The organism is Novosphingobium sp. Leaf2, from assembly GCF_001421325.1.
Classification (GTDB): domain Bacteria; phylum Pseudomonadota; class Alphaproteobacteria; order Sphingomonadales; family Sphingomonadaceae; genus Novosphingobium.
Window position 1 is genome coordinate 128,546 of sequence record NZ_LMJY01000001.1, and the last position, 25,893, is coordinate 154,438.

Below are 25,893 nucleotides of genomic sequence, written 5' to 3' on the forward strand. Positions count from 1 at the left end.
GACGCGCGCTAGGCGCGCCTGATACCGGCCGGGGCGTTTCCCCTGGCCCACCACGATCTGAAGGATGTATCCCCCCATGACGCAGCCCACGCCGCCCCGGCTGGACGTGATTGCCATCGGCAATGCCATCATCGACGTTATCGCCAATTGCCCCGATGCGCTGATCGACGATCTTGGCCTGTCACGCGGCGGCATGATGCTGATCGATGCGGACCAGGCGCGCGATCTGTATGCCGCGATGGGCCCGGCGCGTGAAATCTCCGGCGGTTCGGCCGCCAATACGCTGGCCGGCCTTGCGGCTTTGGGTGCAAAATGCGGTTTCGTGGGCCAGGTGGCCGACGATCAGCTGGGCGAGGTGTTCACCCATGACATCCGCGCCGCCGGAATCGCGTTCGACGTGGCCGCGCGGGCTGGTGATCCGCCGACAGCGCGGTGCCTGATCTTCGTGACGCCGGACGGGCAGCGCACGATGAACACATTCCTGGGCGCTTCGCACTACCTTCCCGCCGAAGCGCTGGACGATGCGATGATCGCCGATGCGGCGGTGCTGTATCTCGAAGGCTATCTGTGGGACCCCGAAGAGCCGCGCGCCGCGATGCGCAAGGCGATCGCCGCCGCGCGCGCAGCCGGCCGCAAGATCGCCTTCACCCCGTCGGAATGCTTCGTGATCGAGCGCCACCGTGCCGATTTCCTGTCGCTGATCGAGGGCGGCGAGATCGACGTATTGTTCTGCAACGAGCCGGAATTGGCCGCGTTAACGAGTGAGGCAGATTTCGAGGCTGGGCTCGCGGCGCTGCGCCCCAAAGTGCCGGTGCTGGTGGTAACGCGCGGCGCGGACGGGGCGGTAGCGCTGTCCGGCGACAAACGAGCCGAAGTGGCGGCGCAGCCGGTCGACAAAGTGGTGGACACCACCGGCGCGGGGGACTTGTTCGCCGCCGGCTTCCTTTATGGCCACGTGCGCGGCAAGAGCCTTGACGATGCACTGCGAATGGGGGCCATCTGTGCCAGCGAGATCATCTCGCATTACGGCGCCAGGCCAGAATGCGATCTTGCCGCATTTGTGGCGCAACGCATGGCCTGACACGCCGGAAGGGAAGCGGTTTGACCTGCCCCGCGCTGATCGATTTCGAAGCGAGTTGCCTGCCCGAATACGGGCGTTCCTATCCGATCGAGGTTGCCGCGGCGCGCACCGACGGGTCCAGCCGGTCCTGGCTGATCCGCCCGGTGGCGCTGTGGCGCGGGTGGGACTGGTCGCCGCAAGCGCAGGCCCTGCACGGCATCACCCCGGCGATGCTGGAGGCCGATGGCCTGCCACCCGCCCAAGTAGTCGCCGAACTGGCCGACTTCGTGCGCGATGCTGACGTTTACGCCGATGCGGACGTGGACGAATACTGGCTCGAAGTGCTGTGCACCGGAGCCGGCGCGCGGCTGCCCTTCCCGGTGCGCTACCTGGGCGAGCTGCTGGTGGAGCGCGGCTATACCCGCCCGCAAGTGGTCGCCGCGCTGGAGGAAGCCAAGCGCCTGCTGCCCAAGGAACATCTCGCGCGCGAGGATGCCAAGCGCCTGGCGCTGGTGGTCAGGCTGCTGGAAGACGGGGTATCGGGCTGACTGATTGAGAGCCAGCCCGATCACGTCAGGCCTGGTCAGATGTCCTTCGATATCCCGACGAAGAAACCGCGCCGCGGACCGTACTGGGGCGCGCCCACGCCAACGCCGGTGCCGTCGCGGATTTCGTATTTCAGGTTGCCGACGTTGATGATGTCGAAACGCACCTGGATGCCCGGGCCGGCGATCTTGTAGCTGGATGACAGGTTGAACTGGGCATAGTCCTTAAGCGCCACGCCGTTCGGCACCGCGCCATCGGCGCGCAGGCCTGAACCGTAAATCATCGATCCGCCCAGCTGGAGCCCGGCAAGCGGCCCCTGCTTGAACGCATAGGAGATGCCGCCTGACCCGGTGTAGGTCTGGTCGTGGTCCAGATAGATGTAATGGGTCTGGATATAGGCAAGGTCAGCCGGGTCGAAATCGAACTGGCTTGATGTGATGTCCTTGCCCTGGGCCTTGGCATAGGCGAAGTTCGCGTAAGCCAGCCACGGCCCCTTGGTGTAGCTGACGTTGCCTTCGATGCCGTGGATCCGGCCCCTTCGGTAGTTGAAGGGGGTCAGGATGATCGGCGCGCCGAACTGCCCTTCGTCGATCAGCTGATGGCTGCGGCGGTAATAGCCGTCCAGCCCGAAAGTGACGCCCGAGGTGCCGAAGGCGTGCTGGAAGCCGACGTCGAAATAGTTCTGCCGTTCCGCAAACGGTGTGGTGTCCAGCGCGCCGGAGGGGGGGGCGGCACTGGTCCCGGCAAACTTGGAAATCGTGGTAGTGGCGACGTTTTCGAACGGGGCGGGTGAGAAGTACCGGGCGTAGCCGGCGTGGATCGTGGTGCCGGGCGTCGGCTGCCACACGAGGTTCGCGCGCGGGCTGAGTTGCTGCTCGGATCGATAGCCGTCATAATGATCGAAGCGCGCTCCGAAGTTGAAGGTGAGGGTGGGCAGCAGCTTCCATTCGTCCTGCAGGTAGACGCTTTCGGTGGTCTCGGTTTTCGCGCCGTTGTCGACGATGGTGATCGGCTGTCCGGTCTGGATGAAATTGCCGGTGTCGTCATAGCTGCCGGGGAACACTGCTGTCGCGGTTTGGCTGCTGCCGTGGTCATGCTCGAACAAGGCGCCGAAACGCAGTGTGTGGGCCGATGACAGGCGATAGGCGCCGTCAATCTGTGCGCCCGCAGTCACGTCTTTCTTGGTGGCATTCTGGGCCTGCCCGTTGAACAGCAGTTCGCCAAGCGTGTCGGGCGTGTACCGCAGCAGGGAATAGCGCGCGAACAGCGATGTCTGGATGGTAAGCGGCCCGCTGTCATGCAGGAATGCGATCTGGCCGAAGCCGGTCCGCTCAAGCTGCCTCTCGTTGAGATTGTTGGACAGATAATCGGTTTGCCCATTCACGTTCCAGCCCGGATTGGTGTCTGCTGCCTGAAGGCCGCTGGGATCCGGAATCTGGAAAAGCTGGTTTGCGTAGCCGCCGACAAAGGACACCCGGTTTTCATCGTCGAGGATGTGATCGACATAGGCGAACAGCTGGAGTTGCTTGGTGCCGTCATGAATCGGGGTGGATGTGCCATCGACACTTTCGATGCCGAGCTTGTCGTAGCGATAGTCCGCTGAAACGAAGTAGTTGGTCGATCCGGTGGAGCCGCCATACTGCACGCTTGGCTCGATCATGCCGTGGCTGCCGCCGTACAGCGAAACCGCGCCGGCGTTGTCGAAACCGGACTTGGTGGTGACGTCGATTATACCGGCGGTGCGCAGCCCGTATTGTGCCGGTAGCGCGCCGGTAAGCAGGTTGAAACTGTTGATCAGGCGCGGGGACAGGGTCTGGCCGAAAACCGCCAGGCCTTCGGGCAGGATCGTGCCGTTTATGCGATACTGCAGGTTGTTGTGATCGTCGCGGACATGGAACTGGCCGAAGCCATCCTGCACGACACCGGGAAGCTGCAGGACGATTTGGTTGAACTGCTGATTATCACCGCCCGGCAGCGCCTGGATGGTGGCATTGGTGATCGTGTAGCTGGTCGCGCCGAGCGATGGCTGGATTGAAGCGCGCGCATCGTCCAGCCTTTTCGCGGTGACGACGATGGTCGATGGGGACGCGTCAGCCGCGGGTGCGGCAGGCTGGACGCTGCCGGGTTCGGCTTGCGCGGTGGCATCCTGCGCAAACGCGGTCTGTGATGTAAACGCGAGAGCGGGGAGCGCACAGGCCCACAGCGGAAAAACACGCATGATGGTTTCCTCGGGAAGACGTCGAAATGTTGCATCTGGCGAGGGAGATGGGGTGCAGCAGCCTTGTACTCTGCGGTTGGCGCCCTTGCCGCCGCATATGTATGATACGATGTATCATTACGTCAAACGGCAAACCGAATGTAAATTATTTGTAATGTTGTGTGACAGGCGCCAGCCTGCATTGGCTAAGCCGCCGCAAGGCACCCCCCCCCGCGATAAGACGCTGCGCGTGGCAAGCGACTGCCGGCTGGCTAATCGGGCATAGCCGGGGCGACCTGCTGGCTATCCGTCGCCGGTAACGCCGTCGTCAGCCTCTTCGATCACTTCCTTGCTCACCAGGATCTTGTCGATCTTGAGCCCGTCCATATCCACCACCTCGAAGCGCCAGCCTTGCTCGGCGAAATGTTCGCCTTCGTGGGGGACCTTGCGCAGCACAGCCATGATGTAGCCCGCCACGGTCGCGAAATCGCGGTCGTCGGCCAGCGTCATTTCCAGCCGGTCCGCCAGCGCGTCCATCGGCATCGCGCCCGACACCAGCAGCGAGCCGTCTTCGCGCACGACGATCATCGGCGCATCGCCTTCGTCAAGGTGCGCAATGAACGTGCCGGCCAGCGCGGACAGCACGTCCGACGGCGTAACCAGCCCTTCGAGATGGCCATATTCGTCGTGCACCACAGCCATGGCGACCTCGGCGGTCTGCAGCTTGCGCAGCGCGTCCATGGCGTCCAGCTGGTCGGGGATGACTTCGGCCTTGCGCATCATCGCGCGCACATCGACCGGGCGGCCGGCGACCATGCAGGCGAGGACCTCTTTCACCTTGAGAATGCCCACCACGTTGTCCGGCGTGCCTTCGCCGTCCACCACGGGCAGCAGCGAGTGTGGCGATGCGTCGATCGTGGCGCGCAGCTGCGCTTCGTCCGCATCGAGGCCGACCCAGTCGATCTGGTTGCGCGGGGTCATCAGTTCGCGGATCGGGCGCTCGGCCAGGCGCATGACGCCGGTCATCATCGCGCGCTCTTCTTCCTCGATCACGCCGGAACGCGTGGCCTCGGCGAAGATCATGTGCAGTTCTTCGGCCGTCAGCTGCTCGCTGTCCCCGCGCCGTATCGAAAACAACCGCAGGATCAGCGCCGACGACCGGTCGAGCAGCCACACGAACGGCCCCATCGCGGTGGCCAGCAGGCTCATCGGCCGGGCCATCACCAGCGCCACCGGCTCTGCCATGCGCAGCGCCAACTGCTTGGGCACCAGTTCGCCCACCACAACGCTGGCATACGTCGTGCCGATGATCACCAGCGTAAATCCCAGTTCGCCGGCAAAGCGGGTGGGCACGCCCAGCAGCGCCAGCCGATCACCCACAGGCTGGCCCAGGCTTGAGCCGGAATACGCGCCGGCGATGATGCCGATCAGGGTGATGCCGATCTGCACGGTGGAGAGGAAGCGGCCAGGGTCGCTCGCCAGGTCCAGCACGGTTTGTGCCGCCCGGCTGCCCTTGTCCGCTGCGCCGCGCAGACGATTGGCGCGCGCGGACACGATCGCCAGTTCGGACATGGAGAACAGGCCGTTGAGCAGGATCAGGCCGGCGATGATGAGGACGTCGGTCCAGGGAAAAGGTGTCACAGTGCTTCAACCGCTAGCAGAGAACAGGGCCGACGCGAAGGACTCGTGTTGCGCTGCAACCGTTGTTCCCCGTCCGCCGCTGGCAGGAACACATGAGCGCGCGATTGGTTGTGCGCTGAATAGTCAATTTGCGGTTCATGTTACGTGATGCACGCGAAGGGCATGCGCCTGAACGGGCGTAAACAGGACGGGACATTTAGTATGAAGACTTCGCGTTGGCTTACTTCGGCGGCAGCCGTTTTCGCTCTGGTCACGGTTTCCGCGTGCGTTACCGATCCCAACACCGGTGAGCGCAAGGTTTCGCGCACCGCGATCGGCGGCGCGGGCGGGGCAGGACTGGGCTATCTGTTGGGTAGCGTCATCGGCGGGCGCACCGCGCGCATTCTGGGCGCCGGCATCGGCGGCGTGGCCGGCGGCGTCGTGGGCTATCAGATGGACAAGCAGATCAAGGAGCTGAAGGAGCAGACCGCAGGCTCGGGCATCGACGTGACGCAGGAGGGCAACGGCATCCTGGTGAACCTGCCCGACGTGACGTTCGCGGTCGATTCCACCGTCATCACCCCTTCCTTCCAGGCGGCGCTGGATAAAGTCGCCAACTCGATGGTCGAATATCCCAACAGTCTGGTCGACGTGTACGGCCATACCGATTCCACCGGCTCGGATGCCTACAACATGGACTTGTCCAAGCGGCGCGCCGATTCGGTCGCGCGTTACCTTATCGGTCGCGGCGTATCCTCGTCGCGCATCCAGACCCAGGGTATGGGCAAGAACTATCCGGTGGCGGACAACAACACCCCGGAAGGCCGCGCGCTCAACCGCCGGGTTGAGATCAAGATCACGCCGGTCACCACGGACGACGTGCGCTCCGCGCGTTAGAACGCCGCCACGCTGCGTGGCTTGCGCTCCTGCAGGCAAAGGGTTTACGCCCCTGCCTGCAGAAGCGGGAGCGGCGTGATGCGAGTGATGATGGCGGCGGCAGCGCTGATGCTCTGCCTGATCCCCGGTTTGGCGAGTGCCGCCTGGCTGGAGGCGTCCAGCGACCATTTCGTGATTTACGCGAACGACAGCGAACGCGACATCACCCGGTTCGCGCAGCAGCTTGAACGCTATCACGCCGGCATGGCCAGTGTGCTGGGCGTAGACATTGTGGCCCCCAGCCCGTCCAACCGCGTCACCGTATATGTCGTGCGCAACGATCGCGCGGTCCGCCAGGTTTATGGCGGCAACAACAAGTATCTGGGCGGGTTCTACGTGCCCCACGCCGGCGGCTCGATCGCCGTGGTACCGGCGGTGCAGACAGGCAACGGGCCGGTAACCTTGTCGATGCTGGTGCTGCTGCACGAATATGCCCATCACTTCATGATTTCGTCCAATGCAGCCGCGATGCCTCGCTGGTTGAGCGAGGGCTCGGCGGAATTCTTTGCGTCCAGCGGGTTCGATCCGGACGGCAGCATCTGGCTGGGCCGCCCGGCGCAGCATCGCGCCGGCGAGCTGTATCTGGCCAAGGACGTCAAAGTCGCCGACCTGCTCGATCCCACCCAGTATGATGCGCGCCCGCACACTACCTACGATGCCTTTTACGGCAAAAGCTGGCTGCTGTATCATTACCTTACGTTCGAGCCCGCCCGCAAAGGGCAACTCAGGCGCTACGTGCAGCTGTTGCAGGCGGGCGAGAGCCAGCGCGACGCCGGCCTCCATGCGTTTGGCGACTTTGCGGTGCTGGAAAAAGACGTGGAGCGCTATCTCGCCCGGCCCAAGATGTCGGCGTTGAAGTTGCAGCCCCAGCTGTTGCACGTCGGCCCGGTTCGGGTACGGGCGGTGTCAGCGGGCGAAGCAGCGGTGATACCCTCCCGCCTGCGATCCAAGCGCGGTATCTCGACGACCGAAGAAGCGGCAGAGGTTCTGGCCGATACCCGCAAGGTCGCCGCGCAATACCCGGACGATCCTGCGGTCCTGTCGCAGCTGGCCGAGGCAGAATACGATGGCGGGCATGACAAGGAAGCCATCGCCGCCGCTGATGCGGCGCTGGCGCGCGATCCCAAGCAAGCGAACGCCTATGTCCAGAAAGGCCTGGCGCTGTTTCGCGAAGCAAACGCGGCGGACGCGGACAGCAAGGCGGCGGCTTTCAAGGCGGCGCGCAGGCCCTTCATCGCGCTTAACGCCATGGAAAACGATCATCCGATTCCGCTGATCTATTTCTACCGCAGTTTCGCCGAGCAAGGCATCAAACCCCCGTCGCTCGCCGTCGACGGCCTGATCCGCGCCGTGCAACTCGCACCGTTCGACATGGGGCTGCGCCTGATGCTGGGCCATGTGCTCATCCGGCAGGGCCGCCAAGACGAGGCGCGGATCGCGCTCGCGCCCGTGGCGTACAATCCGCATGACAGCGAATTGGCGGGCCGCGCCCGGCAGTTGCTGGAACGGATGGACAAGGGCCAGGCCGGCAAGCGGGCAAACCTGGACGACGCCGATAGCGATGAACCGGCGCCCGCCGCCCCGGCTTCGGCGCCGGCTCAGACGCAATAGCGCGCCGCACGCTCCGCCAGGCGCCCCACGGCGGCGGGGTGGATGCCGGTGGAAGACACCATCACGCCGAACGCGCGGGGATCGCGCTTGTTGTAATTGAGCGGATTGCCGAAGGCGTCGGTCACCACCGCACCCGCCTCGCGCGCGATCAGCCCGGCGGCAGCAATGTCCCACTCGTATCCCCAGCGCAGCGTCGTGAGCAGGTCGGCGCGGTCGTCGGCGATCATCGCCATGCGCAGCGCGATCGAATTGGGCTGGTCGACAAGGCACAAGTCGGCATCTTCGGCGGCGAGCTTACGCGCCGGCACGCGCGCTCCGGCAAGCTGCGCCCGGTGGCTCGCGACCAGCGGCTGCCCGTTCAGCCATGCGCCCTTGCCCGCTTCCGCCCACCAGAACTCCCCGCCCTGATCACGCGCGCGCGCCGGCGCGTACAAATAACCGAGCAGGGGCCGACCGGTATTGACCAGCGCCACCGAGATCGCCCAGCCCGTCCGTCCGCGAATATAATCGCGCGTGCCGTCGATCGGGTCGACCAGCCAGACCAGCTCATGGTCCTGGCGCTCCGCCGTGTCCGCCGTCTCCTCGGAAAGCCACCCGGCGGAAGGCAGCAGCGCGCTAAGTTCGCGCTTCAGGAACGAATCGACCGCCAGGTCCGCCGTGCAAACCGGGCTGCCGGGCGTCTTTTCCCACGACGCCAGATCATGGCCATCACCCGGCCAAGACGCCAGTGCGATCTGCCCTGCGCTGCGTACGATGGTTTCCAGCCTGTTCCGGTCAATCATATTGCTATTGCGTTTCGCTATCAAACGTTCTGAAAAAGTTCACCTGTCACTATGCATTTGCGCAGTGACCGGGCCTTTTCAAGGCTGCCGTGATGTGCTTAGGCGGACGACGCGAACTTTGGCTACGGCGCCTTCCCAAGGGACTCCAGCAGAAAGCGATTTGAGCGATGAACATTCACGAATATCAGGGCAAGGAACTGCTTGCCAAGTACGGTGTAGGCATTCCTGCCGGCATTGCCGCCCTCACGGTTGAAGAAGCGGTTGCCGCCGCCAAGCAACTGCCGGGACCCCTGTATGTCGTGAAGGCGCAGATCCACGCGGGCGGTCGCGGCAAGGGCAAGTTCAAGGAACTGGGCGCCGACGCCAAGGGCGGCGTGCGCTTGGCCAAGTCGATCGAGGAAGTGGAAGCGTTCGCCAAGGAAATGCTCGGCAACACGCTGGTCACCATCCAGACCGGTGAAGCGGGCAAGCAGGTCAACCGCCTGTACGTGACCGACGGTGTTGACATCGCCAAGGAATACTACCTGTCGATGCTGGTCGATCGCGCGTCGGGCCGCGTCGCCATGATCGTGTCGACCGAAGGCGGCATGGACATTGAAGAAGTCGCCCACTCCACCCCGGAAAAGATCGCCACCATCACGATCGACCCCGCCGAAGGCTTCCAAGCCCACCACGGGCGCGCTGTGGCGTTCGCGCTCAAGCTGTCCGGCGATCTCAACAAGCAGGCGCAGAAGATCGCCAAGCAGCTGTACACCGCCTTCATCGGCCTGGACTGCGACATGGTGGAAATCAATCCGCTGGTTGAAAGCAAGGACGGCCAGCTGCTGGTGCTCGACACCAAGATGAGCTTCGATTCGAACGCGCTGTATCGTCACCCCGACGTGTTCGCCCTGCGCGACGAGACCGAGGAAGATCCCGCCGAGATCGAGGCCAGCAAGTATGACCTGGCCTACATCAAGCTGGACGGTGACATCGGCTGCATGGTCAACGGTGCTGGCCTTGCCATGGCGACGATGGACATCATCAAGCTTAACGGCAAGTTCCCCGCCAACTTCCTTGACGTGGGCGGCGGCGCCAACAAGGAAAAGGTGACGGCGGCGTTCAAGCTCATCCTGTCCGACCCGGCGGTGAAGGGCATCCTCGTCAACATCTTCGGCGGCATCATGAAGTGTGACGTCATCGCCGAGGGCATCGTTGCTGCGGCGAAGGAAGTGAACCTGCAGGTTCCGCTCGTCGTCCGCCTCGAAGGCACCAACGTCCAGCAGGGCAAGGACATCCTCGCGAATTCCGGTCTCGCCATCGTTCCTGCCAACGATCTGGGCGATGCCGCCAAGAAGATCGTGGCCGAGGTGTCCAAGGTCGCCTGATCGCACGCGGTGCCTGTGATTGCATGAGCGCCACAAAGACGGCGGGGGTGGCGCAAACCCCCGCCGTTTGCACATGTTGCGCCAGCACACCCGCGATGGATTGCGCTCCCGCCCCGCCACCGCTGGTGAGGGGTTGACGCAAAGGGGAAGGGGCGCGATAGCTCGCCCAGCCTATTTTTAACTGCGCGGTTAAATCGCCGTTTCTGCCTTGAGAGGACATATCACAATGAAGATCCTCGTGCCCGTTAAGCGGGTGATTGACTATAACGTGAAGCCACGCGTGAAAGCCGATGGCACCGGGGTCGATCTTGCCAACGTTAAGATGAGCATGAACCCGTTCGACGAAATCGCCGTCGAAGAAGCTATCCGTCTTAAGGAAGCTGGCAAGGCGGAAGAAATCGTCGCGGTTTCGGTCGGGCCGACCAAGGCGCAGGAAACTCTTCGCACCGCGCTGGCGATGGGCGCTGATCGTGCGATCCTGATCGAGACCGACGCCGAAGTGGAACCGCTGGCGGTTGCCAAGCTGCTCAAGGCGATCGTTGCCGAAGAAAACCCGGGCCTGGTCATCCTGGGCAAGCAGGCGATCGACGACGATTCGAACCAGACCGGCCAGATGCTCGCCGCGCTGCTCGGTCGGCCGCAGGGCACGTTCGCCAGCAAGGTGGATGTGGACGGCGATCACGTAGCGGTCACCCGCGAAGTCGATGGCGGCCTGGAAACGGTGAAGCTGGCGATCCCCGCTGTCGTCACCACCGACCTGCGCCTGAACGAGCCGCGCTATGCCTCGCTGCCCAACATCATGAAGGCGAAGAAGAAGCAGCTCGATGTGAAGACGGCTGCCGATTACGGCGTCGATATCGCGCCGCGCCTCAAGACCCTGAAAGTGTCCGAGCCGCCGGTGCGCACTGCCGGCATCAAGGTCGCTGATGTCGATGCGCTCGTCGCCAAGCTCAAGGAATTGGGCGTCGCCTGAAGGCGCACCCCGCGAAAGGACATAGAGTTATGAAGACGCTCGTCTGGGTCGAACACGACAATGCGTCCGTCAAGGATGCCACGCTTGCCGTCGTCACCGCCGCTGCCAAACTGGGTGAAGTGCATCTGCTGGTCGCCGGATCGGGCTGCCGCGCCGTGGCCGACGAGGCCGCGCAGATCACCGGTGTCGGCAAGGTCCACCTGGCGGACGATGCGGCGTACGAACACGCGCTGGCCGAAAACGTCGCGCCGCTGGTGGTGCAGCTGATGGGTACGCACGATGCGTTCCTGGCACCGGCGACCACCACTGGCAAGAACCTCGCCCCGCGCGTTGCAGCGCTGCTGGACGTGATGCAGCTGTCCGACATTCTGTCGGTCGAAGGCGAGAAGACCTTCACCCGGCCGATCTATGCGGGCAACGCTATCGCCACGGTGGAATCGAGCGATGCCAAGCTGGTCATCACCGTGCGCGGCACCGCGTTCGCCAAGGCCGAGGCGACTGGCGGCTCCGGCACGGTCGAGGACGTTGCGGTTACCGGCGATGCCGGCCTGTCCAGCTTCGTGGGCGCCGAACTGGCCAAGTCTGAACGCCCCGAACTCACTAGCGCCAAGATCATCGTGTCGGGTGGCCGCGCCCTCAAAGATGCGGAAACCTTTCAGGCCACGATCCTGCCGCTGGCAGACAAGCTGGGCGCGGCGGTTGGCGCCAGCCGCGCGGCGGTGGATGCAGGCTATGTGCCCAACGACTATCAGGTTGGCCAGACCGGCAAGATCGTCGCCCCACAGGTGTATATCGCGGTGGGTATTTCCGGCGCGATTCAGCACCTTGCCGGCATGAAGGACTCCAAGACCATCATCGCCATCAACAAGGACGAGGACGCACCGATCTTCCAGGTGGCGGACATCGGCCTGGTCGCGGATCTGTTCACCGCCGTGCCGGAGCTTGCCAGCAAGCTGTGATCCGGCGCGCCGCGCAAAGCATCACAAAGACCCTCGGAAGGCAAACTTCCGGGGGTTTTTTGTTGCCCGCACTCTGTTACGTTGCCGGCGGGGTCTGGGGGAAAGCGTGCATGTATATCCGCTCAATCACGGGATTATTTCTGCTTCTGGCTGCCGGCCAGCCAGCGTTGGCGGCACCGAAAGAGACGGTGCTGGCGCCCGCATCGCCGTGGAACCTGGATGCCACGCCATCGGGCTGCGCGCTGCGCCGTGCGTTCGGAACCGGCACACCAGCGCTCATGCTGGAGATGAACCGCAACGCGCCAAGCCAGGATTTCGAACTGATCGTGATTGGCGAGGAGATGCGCGGCATCGCCAAGGCGTCAGAATTATTTTACCGCTTGGGCCGATTGCCTAATGAGAAATATCCTCTGGCCTTCATACCGGGCACCACGGTCCGCGGCGAGGCAAAAAACATCCCGACGGTTTTCGCGACTGCGGCCTTGACCAACAGGGCGTATCAGATGGCCGATGCCCAGCTGTCGCTCATCGAAGGGCAGGCGACCGATATAACACTGGAATGGTCGAATAAGCGCTTGACCCTTGGCACTGGTTCGCTGGCGAAGCCGTTTGCCCTTATGCGCCAATGTACTGCAGCACTGGTAAAATCCTGGGGCCTTGATCCGGAGGAGCAGCGGATGCTTTCTCGGCGGCTGGAACCAATCGATGTCAACACGTGGGGCCAACAGATCGGGGCAGCAACTACGGTCGGTATGACGGGAGGGCAAGCACGGATCAACGTCAGGCTGATCGTCGACAGCAATGGGGTTCCCACCGACTGCACGGTATTGCGTTCTTACAACAAGCCCGTTTTCGATGCGGCAGCATGTCGATTGCTCAAGCGAATTGCGCGGTTCAAACCCGCGCTGAACCGCCAGGGCAAACCCGTCGCGTCGTACTACACCAACACCGTCGTGTGGCGGTCCATGTGATCCCTAGCATGCGCCGCGCTCCAGCAGCGTGATGTGCACGTCCTCATCGGTGCAGTGTTCGTCGTACGCCACAAACCCCAGCCTCGCCGCCAATCGCGCTGACGCCGTGTTGCCGTGTTCGATCATGCACGCGATCCGGCGTGGCCCGTGCGTGTGGTTGAACCACGCCAGCGCCGCGTCCATCACTTCGCAGGCGATGCCATGCCCGCAGCGGTCATGTCGCACGATCCAGCCGGCTTCGGGCACGTCGTCCATGCCTTTGCCAAAGCCGCGCCACGAGTGGAAGACGCCGCATGTGGCGATGATTGCGTCGTTGCCATGCGCGCGGACATGGAAGGTGCCATAGCCATGCAGCGCCCATGATCCAGCGTTGCGCTGCAGTCGCTCAAAAACAGCCGGCGCGCCCGCGCGGTTGGGCCCAAGGAACCGGCGTGTTTCCTCGTCAGCCATGAGGTCTACCAGATCGGGAAGGTCGCTCGCTCGGGGACGCCAGAGATCGAACCGTGCGGTGGACAGCACCGGCCTCTCGCTCACAGCAACTGGTCCACCGCGTGAATGCAGATGCCGAACAGTCCGCCCACCAGCGTCCCGTTGATGCGGATGAATTGCAGATCGCGGCCTACCGCGCCCTCGATCCGGTTGCTGACCGTGCTGGCATCCCACCGCTTCACGGTTTCGGACACCAGCCGCACGATCTCGTCACCGTAACGCGCCGTGACACCGACGAGCGTGCGGCGGGCGAACCGGTTGATCTGGTTTTGCAGGCGCGGATCATCGCGCAAGGCCCCGCCCAGTTCGGCGAACATCGTGGTAAGCTGGCCGGAAAGCGCTGTGTCCGGGCTGCGCGCGGCATCTATCAGCTTACGGCGCAACCGCTCCCACACGCCCTGCCACCATTGCCCCACGGCAGGGTTGGCGATGAGTTCGCGCTTGGCGGTCTCAACCCGTTCGCGCGTTTCCGGATCATGCACCAGCTTGGCGGCGAAGTCTTCCAGCATCAGGCCCAGCTTGATCTTGAGCGGATGATCAGGCTCGACGATCATCTCCGCCAGCAGCTTGTACAGCCCGTCCAGCACCGAACTGGCGATGCGGCTGTCCAGCCCGGTGAAGCGCAGCAGTCCGTTCGCCCGTTCGCGGATCATGGCGCGCACCAGTTCCTCGTTGGCCTCCAGCGCTTCCCCGGCCCAGCGGATCGCGGAATCGATCAGCGGTAGATGCCGCCGGTCGGCAATCATGGCGGACAGCATCTGGCCCAGCAGCGGCGCCACCTCCACGCGTTCCAGCTGCCGGGCAAGGCCGGCGCGCACCTGGTTGCCCAGCCGTTCCGGATCGAGCGATTCCAGCACGTCGGCGATCAGGTTGGCCGCACCGCCGCGAAGGCGCGACGGATCGTTGCGGACCGGATCGCCCATGAACGTGCCGGCGGCTCCGGCGAAATTAAAACCGTGCACCCGCCGCGCCACGACCTGAGGCGTCAGGAAGTTTTCGCGCAGAAACGTGGCCATCGAATCGGCGATCCGGTCCTTGTTCTCCGGGATGATCGCGGTGTGCGGGATCGGCAGGCCCAGCGGACGGCGGAACAGGGCGGTCACCGCGAACCAGTCCGCCAGCCCGCCTACCATCGCCGCCTCTACAAAGGCGATGGCATAGCCAAGGGCCGGGTTCCAGTCGGGATGCAGGCCTGACAGCCGGCGCAGCACCACGAAAGCGACCGCCATCACCAGCAGCAGTCCGGTGGCGAACAGGCGCATGCGGCGGGCCCGGTCCGGCCCTCGCAATGTCAGCGCATCATTCGCGTCCCTGCGCCCGGCTGGCGGCAAAGCGATCCTTCCTATTGCGCCGGGTGCGGTTGGTAGCGTTCATCCGTGCCGCCCGGGCCATGCTTTTCCGGATCGTACGTCAGCAGCGACTTGCGCAGCCGTGGGCCGATCCGCTTTTCGAAACCATCGGCAAGGCTGAAGGCTGCAGGCACGATCACCAGCGTGAGCAGGGTGGACAGGATCAGCCCGCCGATGACGGTGATCCCCATCGGCTGGCGGAACGCGCCGTCTCCGGAAATGGACAGCGCGGTGGGGACCATGCCGGCGGTCATCGCCACGGTGGTCATCACGATCGGCTGGGCACGCTTGTGCCCGGCGTCCATGATCGCGGTCACCTTGTCCACGCCGCGCGCCATCTCCTCGATCGCGAAGTCGATCAGCAGTATCGAGTTTTTCGCGACGATGCCCAGCAACATCAGGATACCGATGTAGACCGGCATGGAAATCGGCTGGCCCGCTACGGTCAGCGCAAGCATCCCGCCCAAGGGCGCCAGCAGCAGTGAGGCCATGTTGACCAGCGGCGAGACGAAGCGCTTGTAAAGCAGCACCAGCACCGCGAAGACCAGGAAGATGCCGCTGACCACCGCGATCACGAATTCGCTGATCATCTGCGCCTGCCACTTGTCCTCGCCCACGGGCGCATTCGATACGCCTGCCGGCAGATTGCGCATGACCGGCAGCTTCTGGATCGCCTCCAGCACCGGCCCCTTGACCTGGCCCTGGCCAAGATCGGCGCCCACAAACACCCGGCGTGACTGGTTGTAGCGCTGGATCTGGGTGGGGCCTGCGCCAAAGTCGATCTGTGCCACCCGTTTCAGCGGAACCGTACCGCCCGTGACAGTGGCCACCGGCAGGTTCTCAATCGTCGAGAAGTCGCGGCGGGACGTGCGGTCAAGCAGGACGCGGATCGGCACCTGCCGATCGCTGAGCGAGAACTTGGCGGTGTTCTGGTCGATTTCGCCAAGGGTGGCGATGCGGATCGTCTGGCTGAGCGCCGCCGTGGTCACGCCCAGCTGGGCGGCAAGGTCGATGCGCGGCGAGATGATCAGTTCGGGGCGCTGCAGATCGGACGCGATCCGCGGGGCGACGACGCCCGGGATCGTGCGCATCTGTTCGGCCAAGGTCTGCGCGGTCTTGTTGAGCAGCTGCGAATCGCTGCCGGACAGCATGACCGAGATGTCGCGTCCGCTACCGAAACCGCCGGACTGGGAGGCAAAGCTTACCCGCGCGTCCGGGATCGCCTGCAGTTGCGGGGCCATCCGGCGCTCGAACGAGACGCTGGTGCCCGTGCGCTCGTTGGCGGGCTTGAGCGCCAGGTACAGGTTGCCCGAACCCTCCCCGGAGAACGCCAGCACCTGCTTCACCTCGGGCTGCTTTTCCAGCATCCGGGTGACATTGGCGGTCACCTGCTCGGACTGTTCGAGGGTAGTGCCGGGCACCATCTCGATCTTGACCTCGCTGGTGTCCTCGTTGGTGTTGGGCTGGAATTGCTGGGGCAGCCCGGCCAGCAGCGCAAACGTCAGCACCAGCGCATAGGCAGAGGCGCAAAAGGCGTAGAAGCGGTGGTCGTGCATCCGGGCGATCACCCGGTCGGTGAAATAGCGATACCAGCGACCGAAACCGCCCATCGCAGCGGCCATCATCCGGAACGCCTTGCCCAATCCCCAGATAACGAAGGGAATGCCGAAAGGCGCGGCGGCGGCGGCCAGCACGAAGGCGGCTTTGTCCAGCCCGATGGCGGTACCGCCTGCCTGAACTCCTGAAAAGGTCAGATAGGCCAGCACCAGGCCGCCGGCAAACAGCAGCACGAAGGCCAGCGCGGCGCCAAGGACGTACACGAAGCGGCGGGGCTGGGGGACCAGCGCAGCCTTGCGGCGGTGCGCTTCGCGGCTGTCCAGCGTCCAGGCCAGGATCTTCATGTAGATGTCCATCAGGCGTCCGCCGCCATGCTCGGCATGGCCATGGGCCTTGAGGAAATACGCGGCGACCATCGGCGTGATGATGCGCGCCACCGCAAGGCTCATCAGCACGGCGGCCACTACGGTCAGGCCGAAGGCCTTGAAGAACTGCCCTGGAATGCCCGGCATCAGGCCCACCGGCAGGAACACCGCGACGATGGAGAAAGTGGTGGCCACGACAGCAAGGCCGATTTCGTCCGCCGCGTCGATGGACGCCTGATAGGCGCTTTTGCCCATGCGCATATGCCGCACGATGTTCTCGATCTCGACGATCGCGTCATCGACGAGGACGCCCGCCACCAGGCTGAGCGCCAGCAGCGAGAGGAAGTTGAGCGTGAAGCCCAGCAGATCCATGAACCAGAAGGTCGGTATCGCGGACAGCGGAATGGCCAGCGCCGAGATCATCGTGGCGCGCCAGTCCCGCAGGAACAGATAGACTATCACGATCGCCAGCACGGCCCCTTCGACCAGCGCTTCCATCGAGCTGGTGTACTGGCCGCGCGTGTAATCCACCTGCGAGAACAGGCGGGTGATGTGAATGTCGGGATGGGATTTCTTGATCGCGTCCAGCTTGAGCATCGCCGCATCGTAGACGGCGACGTCCGATGCGCCGCGCGCGCGCGAAAAGCCGAACGTCACCACTTCGCGCCCGTCCACGCGGGCGATGGAGGTGCGATCGGAATAGCCGTCGGACACGTTGGCGATGTCGGCCAGCTTCACCGAGCGCCCGCCGCCAAGGTTGATGCGCTTTTGCGAAAGGTCATAGGCCGTAGCCGCGTTGCCCAGCACGCGCACGGACTGGCGCGATCCCGCGATTTCGGCCTGCCCGCCCGCCGCATCGACGTTCACCTGCCGCAGGACGGAGTTCAGCGATTCGGCGCTGACCCCCAGCGCCACCATGCGCTGCGGATCGATGACCACCCGGATTTCCCGGGTAACGCCGCCGTCCCGGTCCACAGACGCCATGCCCTCGACGGACAGCAGGGATTTGGAAATGGTATCGTCCACGAACCAGCTGAGCTGTTCGATGGTCATGTCATCGGCGCTGACCGAGAAATACGCGAGGTTGCCGCTGCCACCCGCTTCGATTTTCGCGACTTGCGGTTCCAGGATGCCGTCAGGCAACTGGCCGCGCACCTGATCGACCGCGTTCTTCACCTGATTGGTGGCGACATCGACATTGGTGCCCACGGTGAAGGATACGATCGTGGTTGAGCGGCCTTCGGACGCGGTGGACTGGATCTCCTCGACACCGGGGATCGAGCGCACCGCCCCTTCCACGATCTGGGTGATCTGCGTCTCGATTTCCGTCGGCGCGGCGCCCGGTTGGGACACGCTGACCCGCACGCCGGGAAAGTCGATGTCCGGCATGTTGTTGATGTCCATCCGGTTGAACGCGACAATGCCCGCGATCACCAGACCGATGAAGAAGACGATCGGGATGATCGGGTTGCGGATCGACCAGGCAGAGATATTACGCATGGGCTTCGGCCTGCCGTTACTTGGCGGCGGGGTCGGCAGCGAGACGGGTTTTCACCTTGTCGCCGTCGTTGAGGAACCCGCCGGCACGCAGCACCACGCGTTCATTACCGGCAAGGCCGGACGCGATGGTAATGCCCTGCGCAGTGACCAGCCCGGTTTTCACGGCTCGGCGATGGGCACGTCCGGAGGCATCGACCACGTACACGAAGGTGCCCTTGGCGTCGGTCTGGATGGCGGATTCGGGCAGCATCGGCGCTGTCACCGCGCCGCTTTCGATCACGGCGCTGGCAAAGCCGCCGGGCCGCAGGGCGGGGTCGTACCCCAGCGCGATGCGCGCGGTGCCCTGCCGGGTGGTGGCATCGATGGTCGGCGAAATCTGCCAGATGTGGCCGATCAGCGTCTTGCCTGAACCGACTGGGGTCACTTTCGCTTCGCCGCCTACGGCCAGCCTTGCCAGATCGTCCTCAGACAACAGCGCGGGCAGTTCCATTTCACCGTCCCGCGCCAGGCGGAACAGCACGCCGCTGCCGCCGCTCACCACCTGGCCCACCTCGACGTTGCGTTCCAGCACCAGGCCGGAGGCCGGGGCCACGATGTTGAGCCGCGCGTTCTGCGCGTTGAGCTGGCCCAGGGTGGCGCGGGCCACCTTGACGCGGGCGACGGCCGCATCCCGGGTTGCGGTAAGCTGATCAATGTCGGCCTTGGAAATGAACCCGCGATCGACGAGCTTGAGCCCGCGGTCGAGGTTGGACTGGGCGATGCGGGCGTCCGCTGCGGCAACCTGCACTTGCGCGGCCTGGCTGGCGGCGGACTGCTGTTGTACCGAGCGGTCGATCACGGCGAGAACCTGGCCCTGGCGTACCCAGGTGCCAGCATCGACCCGCACCTCGCGCACCTGGCCACCTTCGCCGACCGAGCCGACCGGCATCGATCGCCGCGCCGCAAGCGAGCCGGTTCCCGTGATCTCTCCGGCCACGGAGGATTTGCCTGGGACGACGACCGTGACGACCGGGATCTGCTCGGCGCCAGCGTTCGCCGCATCGGCTGCGCCATCACGATGAAGGAAGAACCACAAGCCCACCAGCACGGCGACCACCACCAGCCCGGCCAGTGTGATCAAACGCCAGGAGTGACGTTCGTGAGCCGGCTGCGCCAGCGGATCGGCGGCATAGGAGGTCTGCGCGTCGTGGGCGGGTATGCTCGGATCAATCTTGCTGTCGTAATTCATGCGTTCACCGAAAAGCAGTGCACGTGCCCCCCTGGCAGCGCGCCCTCCCGCCACGTCCAACTATATGTCCGCGCATGGCAGGCCATGAAACAAACCGTTGGTGAGGCTGAAAATCGGCTAATTCATATACCTGCCGCCGGTTAGTGGCAACGTGAACTCTTCTGTGGTCCATCTGCCATCGACGAACGACTTGGCAGTTCTCAGCCCGGCCGAAATCGTAATTTCATTACGGAAATCAGGCCGAAACTGCGCGTAAAGTGCGCATCTGTGATCCTGACGGGTTTACAGCGTCCGCCCCGCGAGACTGCAACGCGTCGACACTGGGCTCCGACCGACTTTGGGCGCAGCGGCCAAAACCGCAGGATGTGCAAAATGGTGGCCGAGGGAAGGGGGCATCCGCAGCCCCCTTCGTTTCACCAGATCAGCGGCTTGCCAGTTCCTTGTTGAACCACAGCGCGATCAACGTCGCCAGTGCGCCGGACAGCAGGTACGCGCCCGAGGCGATCAGGCCGAACTTCACCGACAGGGCAAGCGCGGCCAGCGGGGCGAAGCCCGCGCCGAACAGCCACGCCAGATCGCTGGTCAGCGCCGAGCCGGTATAGCGGTGCTCGGTCTTGAAGGCCGAAGACACCACGCCGGACGATTGGCCGAAAGCAAGCCCCAGCAGGATGAAGCCGGAGATCATGAACACGATCTCGCCCGCCGCGCCGCCGTCGAGCAGCTGCGGCGCGAAGCCGCTGAAAACGGCGATGCCCACCGCGCACGCGCCCAGCAGGGTACGACGACCGTAGCGATCCGCCAGGCGGCCCGAGATGATCATGGCCACCACACCGAACGCCGCAGCCAGTGCTTCGATCAGCAGGAATCCGGTCGGTGCCTCACGCGTGAACAGGAACACCCAGGACAGCGGAAAAACCGTGACCATGTGGAACAGCGCGAAGCTGGCGAGCGGGGCGAATGCGCCGATCACCACGGTGCGCCATTCCTGTGATACAGTGCCCAGCACGCTGACGGGCTGCAGGTCGCGGCTGGCGAACAGGGTCTGGAATTCCTCGGTCACCACGATCCGCAGGCGTGCGAACAACGCCACCACGTTGATCGCAAAAGCCACGAAGAATGGGTAACGCCAGCCCCAGTCCAGAAAGTCCGCCGCCGGCAGCGCCGCGATCATGAACGCAAACAAAGTGCTCGCCACGATCAGCCCGAACGGGGCGCCAAGCTGCGGGATCATCGCATACCAGCCGCGGCGGTTTTCCGGTGCATTGAGCGCCAGCAGCGAGGCCAGCCCGTCCCACGTGCCGCCAAGGGCAAAGCCCTGGCCCAGACGAAACAGCATCAGCAGCCATATCGAGGTCGTTCCTGCCGTTTCATACGAAGGCAGGAACGCGATCGCGGCGGTCGATCCGCCAAGGCCGAACAGCGCGATCGTGAGCTTCACGCCGCGCCCGTATGCGCGGTCGATCGCCATGAACACCAGCGATCCGACCGGGCGCGCGATGAAGGCTAGCGCGAAGATCGCAAAGGAATACAGCGTGCCGGTCAGCGCATCCACGAACGGGAAGAACAGCTTGGGAAACACCAACACCGAGGCGATGGCGTATACGAAGAAGTCGAAGAACTCCGACGTGCGACCGATGACGACGCCGATAGCGATTTCGCCCGGTGATATCGTGTGCGCCGCCTTGAAGCTTGGCAGGCCAAGTTCCTCGCGGGTCTGGTGGGCGGTGTTGGTGCTCATCTGGCGGTTCGCGGCCTTCGTGTGGTATCGGTCAAGCGGAACGCGGGAACACTTGCGTGCGTTCCGCGAATCGATCCCGCACGACAAGCGCGCGGGATCAGCATGTGCCGCTCCTATCATACCGAACGGCGATCGAGGGGATTGGACAAAATGTCCTATGTTCGCATCCGCAGCACGAGCCTAGGCGACACGCCATGCATTCGTCCGATTCACGTCTGAACCCGTCCGGTCGCAGCAGCGCGCTGCGTCGTTCCCGAATCGCGCGCCTGGCTGGCACGCTGGGACTTGTCGCGGCTTTGTCCGGCTGCAACACGGTCGTTCTTAACCCCGCCGGAGACGTTGCGCGCCAGCAGGGCGACCTCGTGATCGTGGCGACGCTGCTGATGCTGCTGATCGTGATCCCGGTGATGGCGGCGGTAGTGATCTTCGCTTGGCGTTACCGTGCATCCAACAAGGTCGCGAAGTATGAGCCGCACTGGGATCACTCCACGCAATTGGAACTGCTGATCTGGGCCGCGCCGCTGCTGATCATCATCTGCCTAGGCGCCGTGACCTGGGTGAGCACGCACTTGCTCGACCCCTATCGCACGATTGGCCGGATCGACCGGGCCACCCCGGTCAGCGCCAACGTGAAGCCGCTGGAAGTGGAAGTCGTCGCGCTCGACTGGAAATGGCTGTTCATCTATCCCGAGCAGGGCATCGCTACGGTCAACGAACTGGTGGTTCCGATCGGTCGCCCGCTGCAGTTCCGCATCACCGCCTCCAGCGTGATGAATTCGTTCTATGTGCCGGCGATGGCGGGCCAGATCTACGCGATGCCCGGCATGGAAACGCGCCTGCACGCGGTGATGAACCAGCCCGTCCAGTCGATGGGGTTCTCCGCGAACTATTCCGGCGCCGGCTTTTCCAAGATGCGCTTTCCGATGCGCTCGGTGCCTCAGGGCGATTTCAGCCAGTGGGTGAGCGCGGTGAAGGCGGGCGGTGACAAGAACGCCGGCAACCTGGACCGCGCCGCGTATCTGGCGCTCGAAAAGCCCAGCGAGGGCGTGCCGCCTACCCGTTATGCTGCCGTCGATCCGGCGTTGTACGGTGCCATCGTCGACATGTGTGTTGAGCCGGGCAAGATGTGCAACAGCGAGATGATGGCGATCGATGCGCGCGGCGGGCTGGGCAAGGCCGGCATTCGCAACGTCGCCATGCTGACGTACGACAAGAACGGCCGGTCCACCGCGAGGCAGGAGAATGCCACCCCCGATGCGGCGGTGCGGCGTGAACTGGCCTGGGTCCGCGCCTTGTGCGCCCAGATGTCCGGCACGGTTCGCGATGGCTCCGTCAAGGCACCTGACGACCTGCGCAGCTTGAGCGGCGCGGGCATCGATGCACCCAAATCTATCGGCCTGACGCTGCGCGATGACAAAGCGTCGCAGCGCACCGCGCCTGTTTCCCTGATTTCCCGGAACTGACTGTCATGGCAATCGAAGCCGTAATCAATCATTCGCACTGGAGCCCGCTGCTGGGCCGGCTCGGCCTGGACGCGCTACCACAGGAACCCATCGTGATGGCGACCTTCGTGGTCGTGGCGCTGGGCGGCATGGCCGTGGTGGGCGCGCTCACGTATTTCAAGCTGTGGGGCTACCTTTGGAAAGAGTGGTTCACCAGCGTGGACCACAAGAAGATCGGCATCATGTACATGGTGCTGGGCCTGATCATGTTCCTGCGCGGCTTTTCCGACGCGATCATGATGCGCATCCAGCAGGCGATCGCGTTCAACGGCTCGGAAGGCTACCTGACCGCGCATCACTACGACCAGGTGTTCACCGCGCACGGGGTGATCATGATCTTCTTCGTGGCGATGCCCTTCGTCACCGGCCTGATGAACTACGTGGTGCCGCTGCAGATCGGTGCGCGCGACGTCAGCTTCCCGTTCCTGAATAATTTCAGCTTCTGGATGACCACGGCGGGCGCCGTGCTGGTCATGATGAGCCTGTTCATCGGCGAATTCGCGCAGACCGGGTGGCTGGCCTATCCGCCGCTGTCGAACTTGTCGTACAGTCCGTGGGTGGGGGTGGATTACTATATCTGGGCCTTGCAGATCGCGGGCGTGGGCACGTTGCTGTCCGGCGTCAACCTGATCGCCACCATCGTCAAGATGCGTGCGCCAGGCATGACGATGATGCGCATGCCGATCTTCACCTGGACCGCGCTTTGCACCAACGTCCTGATCGTCGCCGCCTTCCCGGTGCTGACAGCGGTGATGACGATGCTGACCGCAGACCGTTACCTGGGCTTCAATTTCTTCACGAACGACTTCGGCGGCAACCCGATGATGTACGTGAACCTGATCTGGATCTGGGGCCACCCGGAGGTTTACATCCTGATCCTGCCGCTGTTCGGCGTGTTCTCAGAAGTGACGGCCACGTTCAGCGGCAAGCGCCTGTTCGGCTATTCGTCGATGGTCTACGCCACGCTGGTCATCACCATCTTGTCGTACCTGGTGTGGTTGCACCACTTCTTCACCATGGGCTCGGGCGCCAGCGTCAACTCGTTCTTCGGGATCACCACGATGGTCATCTCGATCCCGACCGGCGCCAAGCTGTTCAACTGGCTGTTCACGATGTATCGCGGCCGCATCCGGTTCGAACTGCCGATGATGTGGACGGTGGCGTTCATGCTCACCTTCACCGTCGGCGGGATGACCGGCGTGCTGCTCGCCGTGCCTCCGGCTGACTTCGTGCTGCACAACTCGCTGTTCCTGATCGCCCACTTCCACAACGTCATCATTGGCGGCGTGCTGTTCGGCATTTTCGCGGCGATCAACTACTGGTGGCCCAAGGCGTTCGGCTTCAAGCTGAATGAATTCTGGGGCAAGGTCAGCTTCTGGCTGTGGGTGCCCGGCTTCTGGGTCGCGTTCACCCCGCTGTACGTGCTGGGCCTGATGGGCGTGACCCGCCGCATGCGCGTGTTCGACGATCCCAGCCTGCAGATCTGGTTCGTGATCGCCGGTATAGGCGCGGCGATGATCGCAGGCGGCATCGGTGCGATGCTGGTGCAGTTCGCGGTGTCCGTGTGGAAGCGCGAGGCCCTGCGTGATGAAACCGGCGACCCCTGGGATGGCCGCACGCTGGAATGGTCCACCTCCTCGCCCCCGCCGGAATACAACTTCGCCTTCACGCCGATCGTGCACGACATTGATGCGTACGAGGACATGAAGCGGTGCGGCGTAACCCGTCCGGTGGAGGGCTTCCTGCCGATCCACATGCCCAAGGGCACCGGCACCGGCGTGGTGCTGGCGGGCCTGTCCACGGTAATGGGCTTTGCGATGATCTGGTACATCTGGTGGCTGGCGGCGATCGCGTTCGTTGGCATCATCGGCTATGCCATCGCGCACACCTTCAATTACAAGCGCGACTATTACATCCCGGCCGAGAGCGTGGCCGAGACGGAAGCCGCGCGCACCCGCCAGCTCGCAGCCGCGGGAGCCTGACGCCATGACCTCGATAACCACCACCGCAGGTGCCCCCGGCACTGACAAGACGCTGAGCCCCGAGCAGCTGCGCGCCACGTTCTTCCAGCTGGAGGAACACCATCATCCCGAAGGCGACAGCACGATGCTGGGCTTCTGGATGTACCTGATGAGCGATTGCCTCATCTTCGCGATGCTGTTTGCCGCTTATGGTGTGCTGGGGGGCAGCTTTGCCGCCGGGCCGGGGCCGAAGGATCTGTTCGAACTGCCGCTGGTGGCAGTGAACACCGCGATGCTGCTGTTCTCGTCCATCACGTATGGCTTTGCGATGCTGGCAATGGCGAAGAACCAGAAGGGCGCGACGATCGCCTGGCTGCTGGTCACCGCCGTGTTCGGCGCGGCATTCCTGTCGATCGAACTTTACGAATTCAGCACCCTCATCCATGAGGGCGCGACGCCGATGCGTTCGGGCTTCCTCACCTCGTTCTTCTCGCTGGTGGGCACGCACGGGCTGCACGTGACCTTCGGTCTGATCTGGCTGTTCACGCTGGTATCGCAGATCGCCACGAAGGGTCTGATCCCGGCCAACAAGCGGCGGCTGATGTGCCTGTCGTTGTTCTGGCACTTTCTTGACGTCATCTGGATCGGCGTCTTCACGTTCGTGTATCTGATGGGAATGCTGTAATGGCCCAAACCACGCACTCGCCAACCGGCCACGCTTCGTCTGGGCAGGCCCCGTCCGCAGCGCACCCGCATCCCAACGCGGAGGATCATCACGATCTGGAGCATGGCAGCCACGGTTCCTTGCGCGAATACGCAGTGGGTTTCCTGCTGTCGGTCGTGCTCACCGCCATTCCGTTCTGGCTGGTGATGAGCGGCGCGATCCCCGATCGCCAGACCACCGCGCTGGTGATCATGGCGTTCGCGATCGTGCAGATCGTGGTCCACATGATCTACTTCCTGCACATGAACAGCAAGTCCGAGAACGGCTGGACGATGATGGCGTTGATATTCACCATCGTGGTGGTGGGGATCGCTTTGTCCGGCTCGCTGTGGGTCATGTATCACCTGAACCACAACATGATGCCGATGACCCATGATATGAGGCAGATGCCCTGACCGGGACGCTCTCCGACCCGCCACGAACCACAGGCAAGGCGCGGCGGCCCATCGGGCTTGCCG

Annotated in this window: 20 protein-coding genes; 12 read left to right on the forward strand and 8 right to left on the reverse strand. The window is 64.0% G+C overall.

The annotated features are described in order from the left end of the window. The first annotated feature begins 76 nt into the window (after nt 1-76). Together ASE49_RS00700 and ASE49_RS00705 are read left to right on the forward strand one after the other, a co-directional pair. Nucleotides 77-1,081: an adenosine kinase gene (locus tag ASE49_RS00700; RefSeq protein WP_156369999.1), complete on the forward strand. Its 1,005-nt coding sequence runs from the start codon at nt 77-79 to the stop codon at nt 1,079-1,081. Nucleotides 1,082-1,101: 20 nt separating this feature from the next. Beyond that, complete coding sequence (locus tag ASE49_RS00705; RefSeq protein WP_056767495.1) at nt 1,102-1,608, forward strand: 3'-5' exonuclease; 507 nt, start codon at nt 1,102-1,104, stop codon at nt 1,606-1,608. A gap of 35 nt (nt 1,609-1,643) precedes the next feature. On the opposite strand, the gene ASE49_RS00710 is transcribed toward ASE49_RS00705, so the two are convergent. Both ASE49_RS00710 and ASE49_RS00715 read right to left on the reverse strand, forming a co-directional pair. Continuing rightward, on the reverse strand, nt 1,644-3,824 hold the full coding sequence (locus tag ASE49_RS00710) for a TonB-dependent receptor (protein ID WP_156370001.1): 2,181 nt from the start codon (nt 3,822-3,824) through the stop codon (nt 1,644-1,646). Between the two features lie 282 nt (nt 3,825-4,106). Further along, nucleotides 4,107-5,444, reverse strand: a complete 1,338-nt coding sequence (locus ASE49_RS00715) for a hemolysin family protein (protein WP_056767502.1) — start codon at nt 5,442-5,444, stop codon at nt 4,107-4,109. Nucleotides 5,445-5,645: 201 nt separating this feature from the next. On the opposite strand from ASE49_RS00715, the gene ASE49_RS00720 reads away from it, so the two are divergent. Together ASE49_RS00720 and ASE49_RS00725 are read left to right on the forward strand one after the other, a co-directional pair. Further along, a complete protein-coding gene (locus ASE49_RS00720) occupies nt 5,646-6,320 on the forward strand; it encodes an OmpA family protein (protein ID WP_056767504.1) in 675 nt (224 codons plus the stop codon). 78 nt (nt 6,321-6,398) lie between these two features. Next, entirely contained in the window at nt 6,399-7,970 is a 1,572-nt protein-coding gene (locus ASE49_RS00725) for a DUF1570 domain-containing protein (protein ID WP_235522773.1), read from the forward strand. Here ASE49_RS00725 and ASE49_RS00730 read toward each other — a convergent pair. Then, nucleotides 7,958-8,752, reverse strand: a complete 795-nt coding sequence (locus tag ASE49_RS00730; RefSeq protein WP_056767508.1) for a 3'(2'),5'-bisphosphate nucleotidase CysQ — start codon at nt 8,750-8,752, stop codon at nt 7,958-7,960. The genes ASE49_RS00725 and ASE49_RS00730 overlap by 13 nt on opposite strands. Nucleotides 8,753-8,919: 167 nt before the next feature. Here ASE49_RS00730 and sucC point away from each other — a divergent pair, with 167 nt between their 5' ends. The 4 genes from sucC to ASE49_RS00750 all read left to right on the forward strand — a co-directional run bounded on the left by sucC (nt 8,920) and on the right by ASE49_RS00750 (nt 13,022). Beyond that, nucleotides 8,920-10,119: an ADP-forming succinate--CoA ligase subunit beta gene (gene sucC, locus ASE49_RS00735; RefSeq protein WP_056767510.1), complete on the forward strand. Its 1,200-nt coding sequence runs from the start codon at nt 8,920-8,922 to the stop codon at nt 10,117-10,119. Nucleotides 10,120-10,345: 226 nt separating this feature from the next. Continuing rightward, nucleotides 10,346-11,092 carry an electron transfer flavoprotein subunit beta/FixA family protein gene (locus tag ASE49_RS00740; RefSeq protein WP_056767515.1) on the forward strand — a complete coding sequence of 249 codons (747 nt, stop codon included), beginning with the start codon at nt 10,346-10,348 and terminating at the stop codon, nt 11,090-11,092. A gap of 29 nt (nt 11,093-11,121) precedes the next feature. Then, nucleotides 11,122-12,051 carry an electron transfer flavoprotein subunit alpha/FixB family protein gene (locus ASE49_RS00745; protein ID WP_056767519.1) on the forward strand — a complete coding sequence of 310 codons (930 nt, stop codon included), beginning with the start codon at nt 11,122-11,124 and terminating at the stop codon, nt 12,049-12,051. Nucleotides 12,052-12,161: 110 nt separating this feature from the next. Beyond that, entirely contained in the window at nt 12,162-13,022 is an 861-nt protein-coding gene (locus ASE49_RS00750; protein WP_056767524.1) for an energy transducer TonB, read from the forward strand. Nucleotides 13,023-13,025: 3 nt separating this feature from the next. Here the strand turns inward: ASE49_RS00750 and ASE49_RS00755 are convergent, their stop codons facing one another. The 5 genes from ASE49_RS00755 to ASE49_RS00775 all read right to left on the reverse strand — a co-directional run bounded on the left by ASE49_RS00755 (nt 13,026) and on the right by ASE49_RS00775 (nt 21,248). After that, entirely contained in the window at nt 13,026-13,556 is a 531-nt protein-coding gene (locus ASE49_RS00755) for a GNAT family N-acetyltransferase (RefSeq protein WP_056767526.1), read from the reverse strand. Next, nucleotides 13,553-14,773 carry a DUF445 domain-containing protein gene (locus ASE49_RS00760; RefSeq protein WP_056767529.1) on the reverse strand — a complete coding sequence of 407 codons (1,221 nt, stop codon included), beginning with the start codon at nt 14,771-14,773 and terminating at the stop codon, nt 13,553-13,555. Before ASE49_RS00760 ends, ASE49_RS00755 begins: the two co-directional genes overlap by 4 nt. An 80-nt stretch (nt 14,774-14,853) precedes the next feature. Then, on the reverse strand, nt 14,854-18,282 hold the full coding sequence (locus tag ASE49_RS00765; RefSeq protein WP_056767533.1) for an efflux RND transporter permease subunit: 3,429 nt from the start codon (nt 18,280-18,282) through the stop codon (nt 14,854-14,856). Nucleotides 18,283-18,298: 16 nt separating this feature from the next. Then, on the reverse strand, nt 18,299-19,510 hold the full coding sequence (locus ASE49_RS00770) for an efflux RND transporter periplasmic adaptor subunit (RefSeq protein WP_056767536.1): 1,212 nt from the start codon (nt 19,508-19,510) through the stop codon (nt 18,299-18,301). 421 nt (nt 19,511-19,931) lie between these two features. Continuing rightward, on the reverse strand, nt 19,932-21,248 hold the full coding sequence (locus tag ASE49_RS00775; RefSeq protein WP_056768616.1) for an MFS transporter: 1,317 nt from the start codon (nt 21,246-21,248) through the stop codon (nt 19,932-19,934). 194 nt (nt 21,249-21,442) lie between these two features. Here ASE49_RS00775 and cyoA point away from each other — a divergent pair, with 194 nt between their 5' ends. The 4 genes from cyoA to cyoD all read left to right on the forward strand — a co-directional run bounded on the left by cyoA (nt 21,443) and on the right by cyoD (nt 25,830). Continuing rightward, nucleotides 21,443-22,711, forward strand: a complete 1,269-nt coding sequence (gene cyoA, locus ASE49_RS00780) for a ubiquinol oxidase subunit II (RefSeq protein ID WP_056767539.1) — start codon at nt 21,443-21,445, stop codon at nt 22,709-22,711. Nucleotides 22,712-22,716: 5 nt separating this feature from the next. Then, nucleotides 22,717-24,732, forward strand: a complete 2,016-nt coding sequence (cyoB, locus tag ASE49_RS00785; protein ID WP_056767542.1) for a cytochrome o ubiquinol oxidase subunit I — start codon at nt 22,717-22,719, stop codon at nt 24,730-24,732. Between the two features lie 124 nt (nt 24,733-24,856). Then, complete coding sequence (gene cyoC / locus ASE49_RS00790; protein ID WP_235522802.1) at nt 24,857-25,396, forward strand: cytochrome o ubiquinol oxidase subunit III; 540 nt, start codon at nt 24,857-24,859, stop codon at nt 25,394-25,396. Continuing rightward, the gene (gene cyoD, locus ASE49_RS00795) at nt 25,396-25,830 is read left to right on the forward strand and encodes a cytochrome o ubiquinol oxidase subunit IV (protein ID WP_056767550.1); all 435 of its coding nucleotides are present in this window, start codon (nt 25,396-25,398) and stop codon (nt 25,828-25,830) included. The genes cyoC and cyoD overlap by 1 nt, the downstream gene beginning before the upstream one ends. Nucleotides 25,831-25,893: the final 63 nt, after the last annotated feature.

Bases quoted from the DNA above. Each gene is read 5' to 3' on its own strand.
- ASE49_RS00700 (WP_156369999.1), top strand. From the start codon at position 77: ATGACGCAGCCCACGCCGCCCCGGCTGGACGTGATTGCCATCGGCAAT.
- ASE49_RS00710 (WP_156370001.1), bottom strand. From the start codon at position 3,824: ATGCGTGTTTTTCCGCTGTGGGCCTGTGCGCTCCCCGCTCTCGCGTTT.
- ASE49_RS00720 (WP_056767504.1), top strand. From the start codon at position 5,646: ATGAAGACTTCGCGTTGGCTTACTTCGGCGGCAGCCGTTTTCGCTCTG.
- ASE49_RS00725 (WP_235522773.1), top strand. From the start codon at position 6,399: ATGCGAGTGATGATGGCGGCGGCAGCGCTGATGCTCTGCCTGATCCCC.
- ASE49_RS00730 (WP_056767508.1), bottom strand. From the start codon at position 8,752: ATGATTGACCGGAACAGGCTGGAAACCATCGTACGCAGCGCAGGGCAG.
- sucC (WP_056767510.1), top strand. From the start codon at position 8,920: ATGAACATTCACGAATATCAGGGCAAGGAACTGCTTGCCAAGTACGGT.
- ASE49_RS00740 (WP_056767515.1), top strand. From the start codon at position 10,346: ATGAAGATCCTCGTGCCCGTTAAGCGGGTGATTGACTATAACGTGAAG.
- ASE49_RS00745 (WP_056767519.1), top strand. From the start codon at position 11,122: ATGAAGACGCTCGTCTGGGTCGAACACGACAATGCGTCCGTCAAGGAT.
- ASE49_RS00750 (WP_056767524.1), top strand. From the start codon at position 12,162: ATGTATATCCGCTCAATCACGGGATTATTTCTGCTTCTGGCTGCCGGC.
- ASE49_RS00760 (WP_056767529.1), bottom strand. From the start codon at position 14,773: ATGCGCCTGTTCGCCACCGGACTGCTGCTGGTGATGGCGGTCGCTTTC.
- ASE49_RS00765 (WP_056767533.1), bottom strand. From the start codon at position 18,282: ATGCGTAATATCTCTGCCTGGTCGATCCGCAACCCGATCATCCCGATC.
- ASE49_RS00770 (WP_056767536.1), bottom strand. From the start codon at position 19,510: ATGAATTACGACAGCAAGATTGATCCGAGCATACCCGCCCACGACGCG.
- ASE49_RS00775 (WP_056768616.1), bottom strand. From the start codon at position 21,248: ATGAGCACCAACACCGCCCACCAGACCCGCGAGGAACTTGGCCTGCCA.
- cyoA (WP_056767539.1), top strand. From the start codon at position 21,443: ATGCATTCGTCCGATTCACGTCTGAACCCGTCCGGTCGCAGCAGCGCG.
- cyoB (WP_056767542.1), top strand. From the start codon at position 22,717: ATGGCAATCGAAGCCGTAATCAATCATTCGCACTGGAGCCCGCTGCTG.
- cyoC (WP_235522802.1), top strand. From the start codon at position 24,857: ATGCTGGGCTTCTGGATGTACCTGATGAGCGATTGCCTCATCTTCGCG.
- cyoD (WP_056767550.1), top strand. From the start codon at position 25,396: ATGGCCCAAACCACGCACTCGCCAACCGGCCACGCTTCGTCTGGGCAG.